Raw genomic sequence first — 20,688 nt, 5'->3', positions numbered from 1 at the left:
TCAACTCTTCTTCCAAGCAGCGCAACCATGGCCGTCAGCGTATTCGACCTGTTCAAGATCGGCATCGGACCTTCGTCTTCGCATACGGTGGGGCCGATGCGCGCCGCTGCGCGCTTTGCCGAGCGCTGGCTGGAAGAGAAAGGCGTGCTCGACCGCGTGGTGCGCGTGCGCGCCGAGCTGTACGGCTCGCTGGCCATGACCGGCCGCGGCCACGGCACCGACAAGGCGGTGCTGCTCGGCTTCGAAGGCCAGCACCCGGACACCGTCGATCCGGACCAGATTCCCGCCACGCTGGAACGCATCCGCGGCACGGCTCGCCTGCGGCTGCTGGGCAAGCATGAGGTCGCCTTCGACGAAAAGTCCGACCTGGTCTTCAACAAGCGCCAGAAGCTGCCGTTCCACACCAACGGCATGCGCTTCTCCGCCTACGACGCCGACGGCAACGAGCTGGCCAGCCGCGACTATTACTCGGTCGGCGGCGGCTTCGTGGTCAATACCGACGAAGCCGCCGAAGACCGCATCGTCGCCGACACCACCGCGCAGCCTTACCCGTTCAGCAGCGGCGACGAAATGCTGGCGCTGTGCAAGCAGCACCACCTCACCATCGCCCAGTTGATGATGGCCAACGAGAGCGTGTGGCGACCGGAGGCGGAAACCCGCGCCGGCCTGCTGACCATCTGGCAAGCCATGAAGGACTGCGTCGAGCGCGGCCTGCGCTCGCCCGGTACCCTGCCCGGCGGATTGAAGGTGACGCGCCGCGCGCCGGCGATGCTGGCCGATCTGCGCAACCAGCCCGAAGCCGCGCTGAGGGATCCGCTGACCATTCTCGACTGGGTCAACCTGTACGCGCTGGCCGTCAACGAGGAAAACGCCGCCGGCGGCCGCGTGGTCACCGCACCGACCAACGGCGCCGCGGGCATCGTGCCTGCCGTCGGCCACTACTACCTGCGCTTCTGCCCCAAGGCCGACGACGAAGGCATTATCAATTACCTGCTCACCGCGGCCGCCATCGGCATCCTGTACAAGGAAAACGCCTCGATCTCCGGTGCCGAAGTCGGCTGCCAGGGCGAGGTCGGCGTGGCCTGCTCGATGGCCGCCGGCGGCCTCACCGCCGCGCTCGGCGGCAACGTGATGCAGGTCGAGAACGCAGCCGAGATCGGCATGGAACACAACCTCGGCCTCACCTGCGACCCGATCGGCGGCCTGGTGCAGATCCCCTGCATCGAACGCAACGCGATGGGCTCGGTCAAGGCGATCAACGCCAGTCGCATGGCGCTGAAGAGCGACGGCAAGCACCGCGTCTCGCTGGACAAGGTGATCAAGACGATGCGGGATACGGGGCGGGACATGAAGGACAAGTACAAGGAAACGTCACGGGGCGGGCTTGCCGTCAACGTGATCGAGTGCTGAGCTGAAAACGTCGCGACGCATGGCGCAGAAGCAATAGCTTTTGCGCTGACCCATAGATCAGATCACGAGCGCCCCGCCCGCTTGCAGGCGGGCCTCCTTCGGTCGGGACCCTTTCCCCCAGAGGGAGCACAGTGACCTCCATGACCGCCGGTACGTGACATCCACCGCCGAATTCTGCAACCATCGACCCCTTTATGGCGTGCTCCGCGCCGCATACGGGAACCCTCCATGACCCAGGAACGCGCGATTCACCGCGACGTCGGCCCGATGGCCCTCATGTATACCGGCCTCGGCTCGATCATCGGCTCCGGCTGGCTGTTCGGCGCGTGGAACGCGGCCAAGCTGGCCGGCCCCGGTGCAGTCTGGGCGTGGGTGCTGGGCGCGGCGATCATCATGACGATCGCGCTGACCTACGCCGAGCTGGGCGCGATGTTTCCCGAATCCGGCGGCATGGTGCGCTACGGTCACTACTCGCACGGGTCGCTGGTCGGTTTCATCGCCGGCTGGGCCAACTGGATCGCGATCGTCTCGGTGATCCCGATCGAGGCCGAGGCTTCGGTGCAATACATGTCCGGCTGGCAGTGGCAGTGGGCACAAGACCTTTACCACAAGGCGCCCGGCCAGCACGGTGAGCTGAGCCACCTGGGGCTCGCTTTCGCGGCGGTGCTGGTGGTGGTCTATTTCCTGCTCAACTTCTGGAGCGTGAAGCTGTTCGCGCGCTCCAACAGCGTGATCACCGTCATCAAGATGGTGATCCCGGCAGCCACCGGCGTGGCGTTGATCGCCAGCGGCTTCCACTCGGAGAATTTCTCGGTCGGCGCCAACGGCGGCCACCATGCGAACGATTTCGCGGCGATCCTCACCGCCGTGGCCACCGCGGGTATCGTGTTCAGCTTCAACGGCTTCCAGAGCCCGGTGAACCTGGCCGGCGAAGCGCGCAACCCGGGGCGCAGCATTCCGTTCGCGATCATCGGCGCGATCGTGATCGCCACGGTGATCTACGTGCTGCTGCAGATCGCCTTTCTCGGCGCGGTGCCGCCGGACATGCTGGTCAAGGCCGGCTGGCACGGCATCGACTTCAGCTCGCCGTTCGCCGAGCTGGCGATCATCGTCAACCTCAACTGGCTGGCGATCCTGCTGTACGCCGATGCGTTCGTCAGCCCCAGCGGCACCGGCATGACCTACACCGCATCCACCGCCCGCATGATCTACGGCATGGAACGCAACGGCACGCTGCCGAAGATCTTCGGCATGGTGCATCCGAAGTGGGGCGTGCCGCGCCCGGCGATGTGGCTCAACCTGGTGGTGTCGTTCCTGTTCCTGTTCTTCTTCCGCGGCTGGGATTCGCTGGCGGCAGTGATCTCGGTGGCCACGATCATCTCCTACCTCACCGGCCCGGTCAGCGTGATGACCCTGCGCCGCACCGCGCCGGAACTGCATCGCCCGTTCCGCCTGGTCGGCCTGCCGATCATCGCCGGCATCGCCTTCATCATGTCGGCCGAACTGCTGTACTGGGCCAAGTGGCCGCTGACCGGCGAGATCATCCTGCTGATGGTGGTGGCGCTGCCGGTGTACCTGTACTACCAGTACAAGAGTGGCTGGCATGAGTTCGGCAAGCAGATGAAAGGCGCGTGGTGGCTGGTGGCCTATCTGATCACGCTGGCAATCGTCTCGCGCGTGGGCAGCACCAAGTTCGGCGGCCTGGGCTACCTGCCGTACGGCTGGGACCTGGCCGTGGTCGCGGTGATCGGCCTGGTGTTCTATGTGTGGGGCGTGAAGTCCGGCTGGCGCACGCCGTCGATCGAGGCCGCCCAGCTGGAGGCGCACACCGATCCGGATGCGCCGCTGGTGCCGCCGGACGAGGAAAATTCGGAGCGCATCACCGGGCACTGATCGCCCCACCGTTCAAACGAAAACGCGCGGCCCGGGCCGCGCGTTTTCATTTGTGTCTGCCACCCTGTCGAAAGCGCATCGCTCCGTTCGTCGTTCGAACATGCATCCACGCCCGGCTGCATGCCACCTTCAGCCATGGAGTCACCCATGTCGTCCAGAGTCCGCACCTCGATCACCGCACTGGGCATGCTCGCCCTGCTCTCGCTGGCCACCGGCGCCAGCGCCGCTGCGGTGAAGTACCGGATCGATCCTGACCACACCTATCCCAGCTTCGAGGCCGATCACATGGGCGGGCTGTCGGTGTGGCGCGGCAAGTTCAACCACAGCACTGGCGTGGTGATGCTGGACAAGGCCGCCGGCGCCGGCACGGTGGACGTCACCGTCGACATGAAGAGCGCCGACTTCGGCCAGGACCAGCTCAACGCGGGCACGCAGGGCGAGGAACTGTTCGACACGGCGAAGTTTCCGCAGGCCCGCTACACCGGCAAGCTGGTCGACTTCGTCAACGGCGCGCCGACCCGGGTCAGCGGCCAGCTGACCCTGCACGGCGTCACCCATCCGCTGGACCTGAAGATCAACAGCTTCAAGTGCATGCCGCATCCGATGCTCAAGCGCGAGGTCTGCGGTGCCGATGCGCTGGCCACTTTCAAGCGCGACGCTTACGGCATGGATGCCGGCAAGGACTACGGTTTCGACATGACCGTGACCTTGCGCATCCAGGTCGAGGCGATCGCCGTCAAATAGGCGATACCAGCCATGGCCGGACGACGCAAGGACTCCACAACGGCCGATCGGCGCTGGCACGCATCGCGTCGCTCGGTTCAGTGGCGACAGACGAAAGCAGTATGGATATCAGTAACTCCACGCGTGAAGCGACCCCGGGGGTTCAGCGGACCCGGGCACCTCGGCACCGTGGAGTCTGGACTGCAGGCGATACAGTTCTGCATAGCGACCGCCTGTCTGCAAAAGCTCTTCATGACGCCCTTGTTCGACCACGGCGCCATGTTCGAGGAAAAAGATCCGGTCTGCGTTGCGGATGCTGGCCAGCCGGTGCGTGATGAGAATCACCGTACGATCGAGCGCGATGGTGCGCAGTGACTCATAGACGGCCTGTTCGGCCTTGGCATCCAGCGACGCCGTCGGCTCGTCCCAGATGACCAGCGGCGCATCGCGATAGAGCCCACGGGCCACGGCCATTCGCTGCCACTGGCCACCGGAGAGATCCTGTCCGCCGTGGAAATGGCGCGACAGCAGGGTGTCCCAGCGTTGGGGCAATCGCTCCACGACGTCGATCGCGCTGGAATCGCGGGCCGCCCGCAACAGCCACTCGTCATGCGGGTCCGCGCGATCATGGCGACCCAGGCGAATATTGTCGCGCGCGCTGCGTGGCCAACGGACCGGTTCCTGCAGAACCATGGCAATGCGATCGGCGAGCGATTCCGGCGCCATGGCACGGAGATCGACGCCATCCCAGGTGATGCGCCCGGAGTTCGGCTGGTACAGCCCGGCGATCAATTTGGCCAGGGTCGTCTTGCCGGAGCCGTTCTCGCCGACCAGTGCGATCGTCTGGGCGGGTTGAATGGTCAGCGATACGTCCCGCAATGCGGGGCGCGCCGCACCTGGGTAATGAAAACCGACATGGCTCAATTCGATCCGCCCCGGTTTCGGCGGTGCGGTGACATCCGCCGCTGGACGCTTCGACGGTCGCGACTGCTCGATGAATTCCCGGTAATCGCTGATGTAGAGGCCTTTTTCGAACAGTTCGCGCGAGACCAGCATCAGCCTCGACAGGGCGGCGCTGGCGGTGCGGATGGCGATGACTGCGGTACCGGCCGCAGCCAGGTCCAGCCATCGCGCGTACAGCATCATTCCGAGCGCCACATAGGTGCCCAGCTGCCCCAGGCCGGAGAGAAGTTGCCCCAACGTCGTCGCCCTGGCTGCAGCCATGCCCTGCTTCACCAGATGAAGCTCAAGCTCCACGGCACATCGCCGGTACTCGGACAGCACATAGTCCTGCGCCTGATTGGCGCGAATCTCCGGCGCCGCCTCGCGCTGCGTGGCGAGCTCGGCCATCATCTGGGTCTGACGGGTGAGCGCGATGGTCGTCGGCATGGCCGCGTATTGCAGGCTTGCCGCCTTGAGGGCGGCCCAACCTTCCGGCAGCAGCGCCAGCAGCAGCAAGGGCAACAGCAGCGGGTGCAACAGGAACAGCGCAAGCGCGGCGCCTGCCACGGAAAACATGGCGCTGAAGACTTCGACCAGGCTGGCCGTGGCGCTCTCCATGTGCATCAGGCCGCGATCCCGCGCCCGATGCAGGCGATCATAGAAACCGGGATCGTCGAAGGACGCGAGATCCACCGCCAGGCTAACTTCAAACAATTGCTCTTCGGCGAGGCGGTGCACCTTCGGCGTCAGCCGTGCTTTCGCGATCGAGGTGGCGGCATCCATCCCGATGCGCAACAGGCAGACCCCGCAGAGCAGCAACAGCACTGGCAGCGCCAGGCGCAGCTGTTCGAGATTCAGTCCCTGCCCCAGCAGCCGATCCAGCACCCGGGTGGTCAGCAGCAGAGTCCACGTGGTGGATGCACCGGCGAGAATCTGGGCCAGAACGATGATCACGGACAATCCGGGCGCCGCCTGCCGGAGAATGCTTGCGACCGGCCGCGCCGCCATCGCCAGGCGCCGGATCAACGCCGGCAAACCCGGGCGCTGCGGGCTGTCGCCATCCAGGCGCCAGTACGGCGTTTGCAGTTCGGCCTCAGCGGCATGCACGTTCAGAGCGCATCGCCTCCCAGCGTGAGCATCGACGGCAACCTGCTCTGCGGATGTGCCCTGAGCAGCTGATAGGCGATGCCGCCTACGCCTGACAGCAGCCCCGGCGAGAAGGTGTCGCGAACCATGCCGCACACCGCCCCATGTTCCTCGATGCTGGTGAGCAGGTGCTCCAACAGGGCTTCGCGCGTAAGGTCGCGCGGACCTTCGCCTGCTGCGATCGCCGCATCGAGCAGCTGCCACGCAGAAGCATCGCCGTGGCAGGCGGAATGGTTCCAGCCCAGGCCCTGGCGCCAGGTGGCGGCCGCCGCGCGACGCAACAGCTCGCGGGTTGCCGGATGCTGCAATTGCGGGTCGAGATCCAGGTGCGCCAGGCCGATACCGACCGCACCATGGCACCATGCGGCGGCGGTCTTCGCACCGGGAAGCATGCGCAGATCCAGCCAGTTCTGTTCCTCGTGATCGAACAAGGCATCTTCGAAAGCGAACGCCGCCCACGCGGTTTCCTCGTAACGGCTCTCGCCTGTGGCCCGAGCCAGCCGGGTCAGTGCCCAGCCGATACCGGTAACGCCGTGCGCGAATCCGCCCACGCCCTTCGGCCAGTGCTCATGCACCCAGTAAACGCGATCGCCATCATGCACGGCCTGCGCACAGAGCCGGTCACCGAGCCCGCAGGCCATCTGCAGGTAGTTCGCATCACCTGTCTGTCGTGCCAGCACGAGCAGCGGCGGAATCGCGCCCGCGATGCCGGAAAGCACGTCGTTCATTTCGGCGGCGGCGGCCGCATCCGGCATGCTGTCGGCCAGCGCGCATGCACGAGCGCATCCATCACCGCGATCCATGCCCCACGAAGCCAGTACCAGGCGCGTCCAGATCAGCGAGCCCAAGCCAACATAGCCGCCCGGAGGCAGCGGCCGGACCTTGATGGTGTCCCTGCGCTGGCTCTCACATTTTGCCTCGGCCAGATCAAGGGTCACCAGGGCCCCGGCCAGCAGTTCCTCCAGACCCTCGACGCGGTCGGCGCGCCCGGCACGGGTTTCGCGCAGGTAGGCCGCGATCAGCAGCGCAATGCCCGAAGTGCCGCCGTAGAGATCCTGCGCCAGCGGCTGTACCGACCAGCCGGTGACCGGGTCGAAGACCGGCGCGATCCAGGCCACGCTGCCGTCGTCGCCGTGGATGGCCGTGGCGGCGAGCTCGCGCACGATACGCGCCGCCTCGGTGCGTCGCCGCAGGTCCAGGTTGCCGTGCTTCGCATGGGCAGGCCATAACGAGACCTCCTCCGGCATCCAGCCCTGGTTGATGTAGGCGCTGATCAGGGCCGCCTGGATCACGTGGCGCTCCAGCAACAGGTCGGCGGCGCGCCAGTGATCCAGCGCCGCGAGTATCAGGTTCGTCTGCGGGCGCCAGCGTGTACCGCGCGGACCTTCCAGCCGTCCGCTGCCGGGGGTGGTGGCGAAGAACGGGATGTCGCCTTCCAGGAGATCGGCGATCTCGGCGTCGATGATGGCCGGGTCACCTGGCGCGATCGATACATTGGCGGCCATCCGTGCGAGCAGATCGTGCGCGCGTCCTCGTGCGTTCTGCTCGTTGTGCAGCGACACCGGGTGCCACAACATCCGCGCCAACTCGGCATAGACCTCCGTGGCGCGCGTCACCACGCGGATACGGCAATCGGCAAACGGCTCCAGTCGTGCAAGCAGGCTGCCGGCGTCATCCAGCCGACGCAAGGTGGCGGTCATGGCATCGAAAGCGACGATGACCTCGGGCCAGTATCTCGACAGCGCTGGCTGCGGGCTCGGGTGATTCTGCGCAGCGCGGGCCTCGACCATCGTGGTACCCACATATGCCTCGTCCGTGCCGGCATTGAGGATGTCCGGCTGGGGCAGCAGGGGCTGCTGGCCCGGCAACGAGCCGACGGCCGATGTGTCGACTCCGCGCCAGCCGAGCCCCGCGCCCCGCCCCGGCAACATGCCGATGCTCAGGACGGTGCCCGCGACGAGTTCGGCAGCACGATCCGGCGCCTGACCAAAACCGGAGGGTGACGGTGGAATCTTCGGCGTGAACAGCGTTTCGCAATCGATCACCACCGGGCTTGCACCGTGGGCGATCAGGTTTTCCGCATGCAGGTCGCTGCCGCCGAGCAGCCGCATGATGGCCAGCCAATGGCCAATGCCGCGATAGAAGCCGAGCAGTTCGTCGTCGTCCGCGGCATGGCGATGACCAACGAACTCGGTCCAGCCATGGTCCTCTCGATCGACGACGCGCGGCACGCGGATCGTCAGCGGGGTGGAATGATCGTCAGCAAGCCCTTCGAGGAATCGGGCCAGCGTGGCGTCCACGGCCAGCGAGCGCGGCTTGTATACCATTCGCCCGGCTTCGCAGCGCAACACTGCGACGGTCTGCCCGCTGCGATGGCTGTCACCGGCGCCGAAACTCACTTCCAGCAACTGCCCCGGCTCGCCGCCACACAGGCACGACAGGCTGGCCCGGTCCGCTACCCAGCGTTGGGCGAATTGCCAGGCGGCGGCGCAGCGATTGCTCACGATGCTGTCGATGCGTGCCAACAGGTTCGGATAGTGCTCGACCAGACTGTTCCAGAAATCCTGTCCGGACGACAATTCGAGAAATTCTTCCCAGCGCTGCGCGCCTTCCCCGCCTTGCAATCGCCCGCTCACTCGCGCGGCGTTGAGCTCAAGCACCAGCACCCGACTCAGTCGGGCATGCAAGGTCGCACAAAGAGATTCGCGCAAAGCCGTCAGGATGGCGTCGCGTTCATTCGCATGAAGTCCGGCGATCTGCGCAAGCTGGGTTGCCAGTCCGTCCATGCCGGACGAGTACAGGCAACCCAGTGAAGCGTTGAAATTGCCGGCGTCCGCAGGGGACGCCATGCGATCAGCAGCAATAACGGGTATACGAACCCGTACAGGCCGTGCCGCATCCACCAATCGTCCTGATGGCGGCCTCACTGGTGATTTCGGCCTCGGCGAACGCGCCGCCGCTGAACAGCGGACCGGCAGGGTTGCCTTGCTCAGCGTCGTCGCGCCACTGGGCGATCATGTCTGCACCGTGATTATCCATAACATCACCTCGCTGGAAGTTTCAGGAATCGTGCGGAGGGTGCGGAACAGAACGAAATCATGCGTGCACGAACCTAGTGCACTGATGTATGCCGAGCCGTCACATCCCGTAACCCTTGCCGACACGCGGGAGGTTGAAGCAACCTCCCGACGCCGATGTTAGGGAGTGGCGAGAAAGCATTATTGTGATACGCGGCACAGTCGGGTGTAGGCCAAACCGCACAGAAATGCCCGCCTCAGCCCAGCGCCAGCACGTCGCCCAGCAACGCTTGCGCGGTCACTTCCGGCCCGGCACCCGGGCCCTGGATCACCAGCGGCTGGCTGTGGTAGCGGGTGGTGGTGAGCGCGAACTGGTTGTCGGTGCCGTACAGCCGCGCGGCGGGATGGGTGAGCGGCACTTCGGTCAGACCGACGCGGGCCTGGCCGCGCTGGTTCAATCGCGCCAGGAAGCGCAGCACGCAGCCGCGGGCACTGGCCGCGGCATGGCGCGCCGCCAGCGTGGCGTCCAGTTCATCCAGCTGCGTCATGAAGGCTTCCGTATCCAGCGTGCGCAAGGACGGCGGCACCAGATCCTCTACCTGCACTTCGTCGTTGCCCAGCGCATAGCCCGCGTTGCGCGCGATGATCAGCAGCTTGCGCGCCACGTCCTCGCCGGACAGGTCCGAGCGCGGGTCCGGTTCGGTGTAGCCGAGCTGGCGCGCCTCGCGCAGCAGTTCGGAGAACGGGCGGCTGCCGTCGTACTGGTTGAACAGCCATGACAGCGAACCGGAGAACACGCCTTCCAGGGTGAGCAGGGTGTCCCCGCAAAGGCGCAGCCGACGCAGGGTCGACAGCACCGGCAGTCCGGCCCCCACCGTGGCCGAATCGCCGTAGCGGCTGCCGCCGACCAACGCTGCCTGCAGCGCACGCCAGCCGGACAGCTCGCCACCGGCCAGCGCCTTGTTCGCGGTGACCACGTGGTAGCCGTGCGCCAGCCATTCGGCATGGCGCGATGCCAGCGCCGTGCTGGCGCTGGCATCGATGATCACCTTGACCGCCGCGCCGCTGGCATCCAGCGCGGCAAGCAGGCCGGCGTTGTCGCGGGGCGCGCCTTCGCGATTCAGCTGCTCGCGCAGATTGCGCTGGGCCAGCCGCGCCGGCTCGGTCTGCTGCCGGCGCGAATTCGCCACGCCGACCAGCCGCAGCGAACCGGCGGCCGCGGTATTCAGCAGCTTCAGCAAGGCGCCGCCGACCACACCGGTACCGAGCAGAACGATCGCGATCGCCGGGGCGGCGGCCGCGTGCGGGAGTGCCGTGCGCTCGGCCAGCACCGCGCTCATGCGGGCACCCGGCGTTTGGACGTCTTTGCCGCCGCTGCGCGAACCAGCGCCGCGTCGAGATCGCGCAGCAGGTCGTCGCCGTCCTCGATGCCCACCGACAGCCGCAGCAGGCTGTCGGAAATGCCGGCGGTGCGGCGTGCCTCCGGCGCCATCGAGGCATGGGTCATCGTGGCCGGGTGCGCGATCAGGCTTTCGACCCCGCCCAGCGACTCGGCCAGCGAGAAATACTGCAGGCCGTCGACGAAGGCCTCGATCTGGTCGAGGTCGCCATCCAGCTCGAAACTCAGCATGGCGCCGAAGCCCTGTTGCTGGCGGGCGGCCAGCACATGGCCAGCGTGGCTGGCCAGACCGGGGTAGTACACCTTGCGCACGGCCGCATGGGCATCCAGTTGCTCGGCAATGCGGACCGCGCTCTCCTGGTGCTGGCGCAGGCGCACGCCCAGCGTGCGCAGGCCGCGCAGGGTGAGGTAGCTGTCGAACGGCGCGCCGGTGAGGCCGTTGCAGTTGGCCCACCACTTCAGTTGCTCGGCCACCGCCTGGTCGCGCGCCACCACCGCGCCACCGACCACGTCGCTGTGGCCATTGATGTACTTGGTGGTGGAATGCACCACCACGTCGGCGCCGAGCAGCAGCGGTTGCTGCAGCGCCGGCGACAGGAAGGTGTTGTCCACCACCAGCAAGGCGCCCACTGCGTGCGCGGCCTGCGCTACGTGGCGGATGTCGGTGATCCGCAGCAGCGGGTTCGACGGCGTCTCCACCCACACCAGTGCCGGCTTGCGGGCAAGCCCCGCGGCCAGCGCCACCGGATCGGTGAGGTCGGCGAACTCGACTGTGAAGCGACCCTTCTTCGCCCAGGCGTCGAGCAGCCGCCAGGTCCCGCCGTAGCAATCATGCGCCGCCAGCACGGTGGCCCCGGCCGGCACCAGTTCCAGCGCCAGCGACACCGCCGACATGCCGCTGGAGGTCACCACCGCGCCGGCGCCCTGCTCCAGGTCCGCCAGCGCCTCGCCCAGCAGGTCACGGGTGGGGTTGCCGCTGCGCGAGTAGTCATACGCGCGCTTGCGGCCGAAGCCCGCGAAACTGTAGTTGGTCGACAGGTGCAGCGCCGGCACCACGGCGCCGTGCTGGGTGTCGCTCTCGATGCCGGCGCGGACGGCGCGGGTACAGGGGGCGGAATCGGTCATCGGGGCATCTCCGGTGCTTGCGGTGTTCTTGGGAAAGGGAATCAGGCCAGTGCTTCGCGCAACAGCGGCGCCAGTTGCTCGGGCTCTTTCAGGAAGGCGTCGTGGCCATACGGCGACTCGACCACTTCCAGCGTGGCCGGGCCGCGCAGGCGGCGCTGCAGTTCGCACAGGTCGGCCAGCGGCACCAGCCGATCGGAGGGGAAGCCGATCAGCGTGGCGGGCACGGCAACCTGCTCCGGCGCCACGTCATGCAGGTCGATCGACTCGGACAGGGCGAGGAAGCGGTCGGCGTCGAAGCGCTCGACGAAACGACGGCCCTGATGCTCCAGGTAATCCTCGACCGGGAAATGGAAGCGGTCGTCGCGAAACTCCGCTGCGCCGGCAAAACGGCGGCCGAACTCGGCATTGCCGCGATAAGTGGTGATGGCCAGTTGCCGCGACAGCGCCAATGCCTCGTCGACCCGACCGCTGGCCTGGCCCAGCCGCACGATGCCGCGCTGCACGCTGCGCTGCGCGGTACTGAGCGGGTGCGCCCGGTGCGCGCCGGCCAGCAGCACCAGCCGGTCGACGCTGCGCGGGTGACGCGCCGCAAAGGCCAGTCCGACCATGGCGCCATAGGACGAACCGACGAAGGCATGCGCCTGCGCCACACCGAGTTCGCGCAGCAAGGCCGCCAGCGCATCGGCCTGGTCCTCGCTGGAAATCGAAGCGGTGCCGAGCTGGGCCGGGGTCAGCCAGTCGATTGCCAGCACGCGGCAACGCGCCAGGTCGATCGCCGCGCCGTCGCCGACCAGCTCCTGCCACCAGCCAGTTGCCGCATCGCCGGTCGCTGCGCTGACGTTGCGGTCGGCCGAGATGCCGCCCTGCACGATCACGGTGGGTGCACCGGCCGCACCCTGCCAGGCGTAGCTCACCTCGACCGCGCGGGGGCCGCTGCCGTACTTCGGCCGCAGCGTCAGCTGCCGGCTGCCGCGCTGGGCCGTCAGGCGCGCGCTCGGCGTGGCCGGCGGCACCAGCGCAGCGTCGGCCGCTTCGCTGCAGTGCGTCCGGTTACAACAGGCTTCGGGCAGGAAGGTCATCTCGCGCTCTCCGGTCGGCATCGCCCTGCGCGCTACCGGAGAGGTCGTGATCCATGGCACGACGGCGGAACGCCGCGAACCGCATCACGCCCATCTACCGGTGGATGCCGAAGCATCCCCGCAGGAGTTGGCACCGTGGCGGAAACGCTCCGCAGGTTGCCCCGGCTTCAAAGGGCCTGTCCCTCAGCCGGTCTCGATGAGTGAAGCGGATCATGAAGCCTGACCACTTTTCTGTCAATAGACGTCTAAACATCTAGACGTATATGTGTTCCTTACATTTTCCAGTTCGCGAATGGCAAGCTGCCGGCAACCCGAATCACCTCCGGGGACTGTCATGACTTTGCAACGCGCGGCAGCACCGTGGTGGCTGATGCTCCACTCCCTCCCCTGCTCGCAGGGGAGGGCTGGGGGTGGGGTCGCTCTTCGCCGCAGGGCCAAAGTCAAAAGCGCCCCCCTCCTGCCCTCCCCCTGCTGCGCAGGGGGAGGAACCATTCGTGTGGCTGCGCGCTCTGCCCCCTCCTCTGCTTGCCTCTCAAGGGACTTCCCTACGTTCGCCGCGGCGGGCTGGGGATCGCCGCTTCATGCAGGCCCTGCTAACGTAGCTGGATGACCGCCCACACCGACACCTCCACGCTGCCTGCCCGGCTGCAACGCGATGGCTTTGCCTTTGTCACCGCCGCCATCATGGGCGACCTGCTGCAGGTGCAAGCCCTGACCGACTGGCAAGCGTTTGCAGCCAGTTGGAACGATCTGGCGCCAGACACCTATCTGGCCGCCAGCGGCCGGCATCGGCGCCGGCGGCATGCCACGTTCCGCGCCGATGTCGAAGGCGGCGTGCAGGCCGCCGCGCATCAGCCGCATTACCAGAGCCTGCAGTACAACCCGCTGCAGGGTGACATCCTGCGCTGGTTCGAACCGGTGCTGCCGGCCATCGCGGAGGGTGCCAGCCTGCGCCACATCCTCGGCTTCTGCCACGACTGCTTCGGCGCGCTGGCGCCAGACGTGTGCCGCTGGCATGTCGAGGTGCACCAGTTCCGCATCGAGGCGCGCGCCGACGAGGCCGGCGAGCCCACCCCCGAAGGCGTCCACCGCGATGGCGTCGACTACGTGCTGGTGCTGCTGATCGAGCGGGAGAACATCGAGCGCGGCACCACCACCATCCACGCCCACGATGGCAGCCTGCTGGGCAGTTTCACGCTCACCCATGCGCTGGATGCCGCCCTGGTCGATGACGCCCGCGTGTTTCATGGGGTCACCTCGGTGACGCCACTTGATCCGTCACGGCCAGCGCATCGCGACGTACTGGTGGTGACGTTCAAGGCGATCACCTGACGGAAACACCGGCATTACGTCTGCTCGCGTACCATGCTTCCCTGATCATTCGCCAGGCCATGTCATGTCCCTCGATTCATCACATCGCGGGGACTCCTCTGCCGTCCCGCTGCCAACCGATGCCCGCGCTGATCGATGGGGCGAGCGGCTGAAGTTCAGCAGTGACAACGCGTTCCATCGCGAACTGCGCCGTCGCGTCGACGCCGAGTTCAAGCGCAGCGGCACGCGCCAGCGCGACAGCGCGCAGATGTATCTGAAGACGACGATCATCCTCGCCACCTTTGCACTGGCCTATGTCGCGCTGGTGTTGTTCGCCGCGACCTGGTGGCAGGCGCTGCCGCTGGCTCTCGTGCTGGGCACGGCGACCGCCGGGATCGGCTTCAACATCATGCATGACGGCGGTCACCAGGCGTATTCGGAGCGGCGCTGGGTCAATCGGCTGATGGCGCTGGCGCTGGACCTGGTCGGCGGCAGTTCGTACATCTGGCAGTGGAAGCATGCGCGCTTCCACCATACCTGGGTCAACGTGGCCGGCCACGACAGCGACATCGATCTGGGCGTGCTGGGTCGCTTGTCGCCGCTGCAGCCGCGGCGGCCGTGGCATCGCTGGCAGCATCTCTACCTGTGGCCGTTGTACGGCGTCACCGCGATCCGCTGGCATCTGTTCGGCGATTTCCGCGACATGCTTACCGGCACCATCGGCGAGCGTCCGTTCGACCGGCCGAAAGGCCGGGATCTGGCCGGCTTCGTGATCGGCAAGCTGGTGTTCTTCACTCTCGCGTTCGGCCTGCCGCTGTTTTTCCACTCGCTCGGCACGGTGCTTCTGTTCTATGCGCTGGTTTCGGCCGTGGCCGGCATCCTGCTGGCGCTGGTGTTCCAGATGGCGCACGTGGTGGAAGAGGCAGCCTTCCCGGTGCCGGACGAGAGCAGCCTGCAGATCGACACGCCGTGGGCGATCCATCAGCTGGAAACCACGGTGGATTTTGCCCGCGGCAACCGCGTGCTGGGCTGGCTGATCGGCGGCCTGAATTTCCAGATCGAGCACCACCTGTTTCCGCGCATCTCGCACGTGCACTACCCACTGGTCGCCCGCGTGGTGGAAGCCACTTGCCGCGAGTACGGCGTGAGCTATCGCGAGCACCGCACGTTCGGCGCCGGCATCGCCTCCCACTATCGCCTGCTGCGACAACTCGGCCGCCCGCCGCAACCCGCCCGGTAGCCGCCGTGCCGTTGTCCGGGCCAGTACCGCAAAACCGAGGGTTGACCGTACCCAGGATGTGAACAGCACACACCGGCTCATGGTCCTTCCATGGGTCCGTATTTTCTGCCACCCCTCGATGGCGAGCTGGCTTTCCTCCGTGCGTCCTGCTTCGTGTTTGCGATGAACCGACGCGGCTGCGACACTCCCGGCTGCGCGCTCCGACCAGGGAGCACCGCGGCCAGCCATCCGAGGGGAGTTGCCATGTCCATTGCCGCCAACATCGTGATCGCGTTGATTGCGCTGCTGCACCTGTGGTTTCTGATTCTGGAAATGTTCCTGTGGACCCGTCCTTCCGGGCGCCGCGCGTTCGGCACCACGGCGGAGTTCGCCCAGCAATCGAAGGCGCTCGCCGCCAACCAGGGCCTGTACAACGGCTTCCTCGCCGCCGGACTGGTCTGGGGTCTCTGGCTTGGCCAAGGTGGCGCCGGCTTCAGCGTGAAGCTGTTCTTCCTCACCTGCGTGCTGGTCGCCGGCATCTTCGGCGGGCTGACCGCCGCACGGAAAATCCTGCTGATCCAGGCGCTGCCCGCGGCGATCGCGCTGATCCTCATCCACCTGGCCTGACGGAAGCGACGTCGATGACCTTCCCCACCCGCGAAGGTGTCGGCCAGCGCTTCGATCCGCTGCTGATGCAACGCGCGCGCGAACGGAGCTGGGCCGCGTTGCAAGGCATCCGCCAGCGCATGTGCCCCGGCATCAGCGAGGACGAGGCGAAGCTCGAAGCCGCCGAAGTCTTCCGGGAGCTGGGTGTCGAGCGCCTGTGGCATCCGGTGATCATCCGCATCGGTGCGAACACGACCAAGACGTATCGGCAACGCTCCGACCCGAGCGTGCAACTGGGCAAGAACGACAGCTACTTCATCGACCTCGGGCTGGTGTTCGACGGGCATGAGGGCGATGTCGGCGACACCTTCGTGGTGGGCCACGCACCGTCGCGTCAGGCCTGCGCCGATGCGGCGCGCACGCTGTTCGACGAGGTGGCCAGCGCCTGGCGCACGCGAGGATGGAGCGGCCAGGCGCTGTATGCGTTTGCCGGGGAACGCGCGGCAGCGATGGGCTGGCGCCTCAACCACGCCATCAAGGGCCATCGGGTCGGCGACTTTCCGCATTCGATCCACAAGGGCGGCGATCTTGGCGACCTCGAAGCATCACCATCGAGCGGGTTGTGGATCCTGGAGATCCAGATTGCACATCCGAGCGAACCGTTTGGCGCGTTCCACGAGGACTTGCTGACCCGCTGATCCGCGCGAACGCCGCGGGCGCCTGCCGCGCAATCACCCTCGTTGAACGCCATGCACGCTATGCTGCAGCCTCATCCGGGCGTTGTCCTGGATTTCAGGCTGCTCCGCATGCCGTCGTATCTGAAACCCCTGCCCACTCCCGCCGCAGCCGCCGGCAAGGGCAGCTCATCGACGAAAGCCGGCAAACTGCCGCCGCTCAACACCATGATCGTCGGCATCGGTGCCTCGGCCGGCGGACTGGAAGCGTTCAAGACGTTCTTCGCGCACATGCCCGCCGATGGCGAGCTGGCCTTCGTGCTGGTGCAGCATCTGGCGCCCGAGCACAACAGCCTGCTGACGGAACTGATTGGCCGCAGCACCACGATGCCGGTGCTCGAGGCGACGCAAGGCATGCGGGTGGAAGCGCGACATGTCTATGTGATTCCGCCGAATGCCACGCTGACGATTGCCGATGGCGTGCTGCAGGTATCCAGGCCGGCGCCGCCGCGCGAGCATCGCTGGCCGATCAATACCTTCTTCACCTCGCTGGCCGAAGACCAGGGTGACTGCGCCGTGTGCGTGGTGCTGGCCGGCACCGGCAGCGATGGTGCACAGGGATTGCGCGCGGTGAAGGATCACGGCGGACTGGCGCTGGCGCAGTCCGGTTTCGATCATGAGGCGATGTCCGGCATGCCGGCCAACGCGGTGGCCACCGGACTGGTCGACGCGGTGCTGCCGGCAGCGGAGATGCCGGCGCGATTGCTCGCCTACCAGAAGCAGATGCATGCCGCGCAGCACAAAAAAGGTTCCGATGGTGTGCGCGGCGACGTCGCGGCACACCTGACTACCATCTGCGAACTGCTGCACGCCGAAGTCGGCCACGACTTCAGCCAGTACAAGGAAAAGACCCTGATGCGCCGGATCCAGCGGCGCATGCTGGTGGTGCAGGCCGAGACAGTGACGGAGTACATCGAATATCTGCGCGAGCATCCGAACGAGCATGAGCTGCTGTTCCGCGAGTTCCTGATCGGGGTGACCGAGTTCTTCCGCGACCCGATTGCGTTCGAGGCGCTGCGAACCATCGCGATCCCTGCGCTGCTGGCCGACCGGGCCAGCGACGACGTGCTGCGGATCTGGGTACCTGGCTGCGCCACCGGCGAGGAGGCCTACTCCATCGCGATCCTGCTGCGCGAGGCGATGGGCTCGCAACGCGGCCTGAAGGTGAAGATCTTCGCCACCGACATCGACGATCAGGCGATCGGCCGCGCCCGCGCCGGACGTTACCGGTCACCGTTGAACGGCATTTCGCCCGAGCGCCTGGAGCGCTGGTTCACCCAGGATCACGACGACTGGTGCGTGGCCAAGCAGATCCGCGAGATGTGCATCTTCTCGTCGCACAGCGTGATCAAGGACCCGCCGTTCTCGCGGATGGACCTGGTCTCCTGCCGCAATCTGCTGATCTACCTCGACAACGAGCTGCAGGAACGGCTGGTGCGAGCGTTCCACTATGCCCTGCGACCCGGCGGCTTCCTGCTGCTGGGACCGTCGGAGCGACTGGCGCGAAACGCGCGCCTGTTCACCGAACTGGACAAGAAGCAGCGGCTGTACGCGCGCCGCGACGACGCCCATACCCGCCCACGGGATTTTGTCAGCATGCACCCGCGCACCCCCAGCAGCACCGAGCACGCCACACCGAGGCATGTCGAAGACCCGATCGATCTGCAGGCGCGCCAGGCGCTGGAACCGTGGTCGCCGGCTTACGTGGTGATCAACGCCAGTCACGACGTGCTGCGCTTCGGCGGCGACACCAGGCGTTACCTGGCGCCCTCGACCGGCGCGGCCAGCCTCAACCTGTTTCAGCTGCTGGACAAACCGCTGCGCGGCGCCGTGCGCGCCGCCGCACTGCAGGCATTTGCCAGCGGCAAGCAGGTGATCCGCGATGGATTGACCCTGCTGCTCAACGGACATGAACGGCCGTTTCGGCTGATCGTGGAACCGCTGGTCCAGGACGATGTTCGCGACGATGGCAAGGTCGAGATGTGCGTGGTCGCCTTCCATGAGCTCGAACCGGCACCGCGTTCGACCGGAACGGCTACCGACGGCAAGTCCGGCGACGAGCTCGCCTGCATCCACGCGCTGGAGGACGAATTGCGCGGCACGCGCATGCAGCTGCACAACGCGATCGACCTGCACGAAACGGCCAGCGAGGAACTGAAGTCGGCGAACGAGGAATACCAGTCGGTCAACGAGGAGCTGCAATCCGCCAACGAGGAGCTGGAAACCTCGACCGAGGAAATGCAGTCGATCAACGAGGAACTGCAGACTGTCAACGCCGAGCTCAACAGCAAGAACGAGGCACTCAACCTGCTCAACAACGACATTCGCAACCTGCTCGACAGCACGCAGATCGCGACGATCTTCCTCGACCGCGGGCTGCATATCCGCAGCTACACGCCGATGATGACCGAGCTGTTCCACCTGCGCGACGGCGACAAGGGCCGGCCGATCACCGAGATCTCGCCGCGCATCAACTACCCGGAACTGAAAAGTGACGTCGTCCAGGTGCTGCGCGACATGGCGGTGACCGAACGCATGCTGCGCGGCGACGGCGACGCACCGACCTTCCTGCTGCGCATGCGTCCCTACCTTACCTTCGACAATGTCGTCGAGGGCGTGGTGCTGACCTTCGTCGACATCACCGAGAGCCAGCAATTGAACAACGAGCACGCCCGGATGGCGGCCATCGTGAACGCCTCGCGCGACGCGATCTTCGGCTTTTCCCTGGATGAACGGATCAGCAGCTGGAATGCCAGTGCCGAGCGCATCTTCGGCCTGTCAGCCACGCAGGTGGTCGGTCATCCGTTGAGCATGTTGCTGCCACCGGATCCGTCCGAGGAGACCAGGCGGTTTTTCGTCAGCCACGAGCGGCCGACGCGGCTGGCCGAATTCGACATGATCTGGGTGCGACCCAATGGCGAATCCGTGCCGCTGGCGATCAGCTATTCGCCCGTGTGCGATCACGAAGGCACGATGTTCGCCGGCAAGCTTATCGCGCGCGATATCACCGAGCGCGTGCGCGCAGAACGGCATACCGAAATGATGATGGCCGAACTCAACCACCGGGTGAAGAACACGCTGGCCACGGTGCAGGCGATCGCCCACCAGACCATCGCCAACGCCACCGATCTGCCGGGTTTCCGGGACAGCTTCCTGTCGCGGCTGCTGGCGCTGTCGCAGACGCACAACCTGCTGGCACGGGATGCATGGCTCGGCGCGCCGCTGACCGGCATCATCAACAACGAGCTGGCGCCCTACCGGCCTGACGATGCCCGCACCAATGACGCGCGGGTAAGCCTGCAGGGCGACGACCTCATCCTGCCGCCGAAGCATGCGCTGGCACTGAGCATGGCGGTGCACGAACTGGCCACCAATGCCGGCAAGTACGGCTCGCTGTCGGTACCCGAAGGTCGGGTTTCCGTCACCTGGACGACACGCCTGCAGGATCAACGTCCGTGGCTGCGAGTGCAGTGGACGGAAACCGGCGGCCCCACGGTGCTGCCGCCTGTCCGCCGCGGCTTCGGCACCCGCCTGATCAATGAAGGGGTGCCGTATGAACTGGATGGTGAGGTGACGCTCGAATTCCCCCCCGGCGGCGCGACCTGCACCATCGATATACCACTTGAGGTAGTGCACTGATGACCACCGACAGCCACCTGCCCTGCATCCTGCTCGCCGAAGACGAGATAATGCTGGCGATGATGCTGGAAGATCGCCTCAGCACCACGGGCTACCGCGTCATCAAGGGCGCGCGACTGGCCAGATGCCTGGAGCTGGCCGAGCTCGCAGCGATCGACCTGGCGATCCTCGACATCAACCTGGCCGGCGAACAGAGTTTCCCGGTGGCCGTGGTGTTGCGCCGTCGCGGCATACCCTTCGTGTTCTCCTCCGGCTACGCCGGTGAGGACATTCCGGAGATATGGCGCAACGAAACCGTGCTGCAGAAGCCCTATGACACCCGCCAGCTGACCCATGCGCTGGCCGCCATGCGCGCCGCCTGAGCATCTTCGCCGGCGGCGGGCCAGGTCGAAAGCCGGGGCTCGGGCACCGGCCAGGCCGGCCAGCCCGACGCCTGATTCAGGGT

General features: G+C 66.5%; 15 protein-coding genes and 1 riboswitch. Of the genes, 9 read left to right on the top strand and 6 right to left on the bottom strand.

What is annotated here, in order from left to right:
- Positions 1-27: 27 nt before the first annotated feature.
- The 3 genes from ACQGNJ_RS07140 to ACQGNJ_RS07130 all read left to right on the top strand — a co-directional run bounded on the left by ACQGNJ_RS07140 (position 28) and on the right by ACQGNJ_RS07130 (position 4,047).
- Positions 28-1,410 (top strand): L-serine ammonia-lyase, encoded by a 1,383-nt coding sequence (locus tag ACQGNJ_RS07140; protein ID WP_426688544.1) that lies wholly within the window; start codon positions 28-30, stop codon positions 1,408-1,410.
- A 228-nt stretch (positions 1,411-1,638) separates the two neighbouring features.
- Complete coding sequence (locus ACQGNJ_RS07135; RefSeq protein WP_426688543.1) at positions 1,639-3,303, top strand: APC family permease; 1,665 nt, start codon at positions 1,639-1,641, stop codon at positions 3,301-3,303.
- 147 nt (positions 3,304-3,450) lie between these two features.
- A complete protein-coding gene (locus ACQGNJ_RS07130; protein ID WP_426688542.1) occupies positions 3,451-4,047 on the top strand; it encodes a YceI family protein in 597 nt (198 codons plus the stop codon).
- 108 nt (positions 4,048-4,155) lie between these two features.
- Here ACQGNJ_RS07130 and ACQGNJ_RS07125 read toward each other — a convergent pair whose 3' ends face one another.
- The 6 genes from ACQGNJ_RS07125 to metX form a co-directional block, all read right to left on the bottom strand.
- On the bottom strand, positions 4,156-5,922 hold the full coding sequence (locus ACQGNJ_RS07125) for an ABC transporter ATP-binding protein (RefSeq protein ID WP_426688541.1): 1,767 nt from the start codon (positions 5,920-5,922) through the stop codon (positions 4,156-4,158).
- Positions 5,923-6,077: 155 nt separating this feature from the next.
- Positions 6,078-8,963 (bottom strand): type 2 lanthipeptide synthetase LanM family protein, encoded by a 2,886-nt coding sequence (locus tag ACQGNJ_RS07120; RefSeq protein ID WP_426688540.1) that lies wholly within the window; start codon positions 8,961-8,963, stop codon positions 6,078-6,080.
- A 4-nt stretch (positions 8,964-8,967) separates the two neighbouring features.
- On the bottom strand, positions 8,968-9,132 hold the full coding sequence (locus tag ACQGNJ_RS07115) for a DUF6229 family protein (protein WP_426688539.1): 165 nt from the start codon (positions 9,130-9,132) through the stop codon (positions 8,968-8,970).
- A gap of 256 nt (positions 9,133-9,388) precedes the next feature.
- Entirely contained in the window at positions 9,389-10,471 is a 1,083-nt protein-coding gene (locus ACQGNJ_RS07110) for a homoserine dehydrogenase family protein (RefSeq protein WP_426688538.1), read from the bottom strand.
- Positions 10,468-11,655, bottom strand: a complete 1,188-nt coding sequence (metB, locus tag ACQGNJ_RS07105) for a cystathionine gamma-synthase (protein ID WP_426688537.1) — start codon at positions 11,653-11,655, stop codon at positions 10,468-10,470. The genes ACQGNJ_RS07110 and metB overlap by 4 nt, the downstream gene beginning before the upstream one ends.
- A gap of 41 nt (positions 11,656-11,696) precedes the next feature.
- Positions 11,697-12,734: a homoserine O-succinyltransferase MetX gene (gene metX / locus ACQGNJ_RS07100; protein WP_426688536.1), complete on the bottom strand. Its 1,038-nt coding sequence runs from the start codon at positions 12,732-12,734 to the stop codon at positions 11,697-11,699.
- An 87-nt stretch (positions 12,735-12,821) separates the two neighbouring features.
- Positions 12,822-12,937: riboswitch (SAM riboswitch) on the bottom strand.
- A 403-nt stretch (positions 12,938-13,340) separates the two neighbouring features.
- On the opposite strand from metX, the gene ACQGNJ_RS07095 reads away from it, so the two are divergent.
- The 6 genes from ACQGNJ_RS07095 to ACQGNJ_RS07070 all read left to right on the top strand — a co-directional run bounded on the left by ACQGNJ_RS07095 (position 13,341) and on the right by ACQGNJ_RS07070 (position 20,605).
- The gene (locus ACQGNJ_RS07095) at positions 13,341-14,066 is read left to right on the top strand and encodes a 2OG-Fe dioxygenase family protein (RefSeq protein WP_426688535.1); all 726 of its coding nucleotides are present in this window, start codon (positions 13,341-13,343) and stop codon (positions 14,064-14,066) included.
- Between the two features lie 64 nt (positions 14,067-14,130).
- The gene (locus ACQGNJ_RS07090; protein ID WP_426688534.1) at positions 14,131-15,285 is read left to right on the top strand and encodes a fatty acid desaturase family protein; all 1,155 of its coding nucleotides are present in this window, start codon (positions 14,131-14,133) and stop codon (positions 15,283-15,285) included.
- Between the two features lie 243 nt (positions 15,286-15,528).
- Positions 15,529-15,891: a DUF1304 domain-containing protein gene (locus ACQGNJ_RS07085; RefSeq protein ID WP_426688533.1), complete on the top strand. Its 363-nt coding sequence runs from the start codon at positions 15,529-15,531 to the stop codon at positions 15,889-15,891.
- A 14-nt stretch (positions 15,892-15,905) separates the two neighbouring features.
- Positions 15,906-16,568 (top strand): M24 family metallopeptidase, encoded by a 663-nt coding sequence (locus tag ACQGNJ_RS07080; protein WP_426688532.1) that lies wholly within the window; start codon positions 15,906-15,908, stop codon positions 16,566-16,568.
- A 108-nt stretch (positions 16,569-16,676) separates the two neighbouring features.
- Complete coding sequence (locus ACQGNJ_RS07075) at positions 16,677-20,243, top strand: chemotaxis protein CheB (protein WP_426688531.1); 3,567 nt, start codon at positions 16,677-16,679, stop codon at positions 20,241-20,243.
- A complete protein-coding gene (locus tag ACQGNJ_RS07070; protein ID WP_426688530.1) occupies positions 20,243-20,605 on the top strand; it encodes a response regulator in 363 nt (120 codons plus the stop codon). The genes ACQGNJ_RS07075 and ACQGNJ_RS07070 overlap by 1 nt, the downstream gene beginning before the upstream one ends.
- Positions 20,606-20,688 lie beyond the last annotated feature (83 nt).

Source organism: Rhodanobacter ginsengiterrae (assembly GCF_050026815.1).
Taxonomy (GTDB): Bacteria; Pseudomonadota; Gammaproteobacteria; order Xanthomonadales; family Rhodanobacteraceae; genus Rhodanobacter; species Rhodanobacter ginsengiterrae.
The sequence above is the reverse complement of the archived record's forward strand: the minus strand, read 5'-3'. Positions and strand labels throughout refer to the sequence as shown.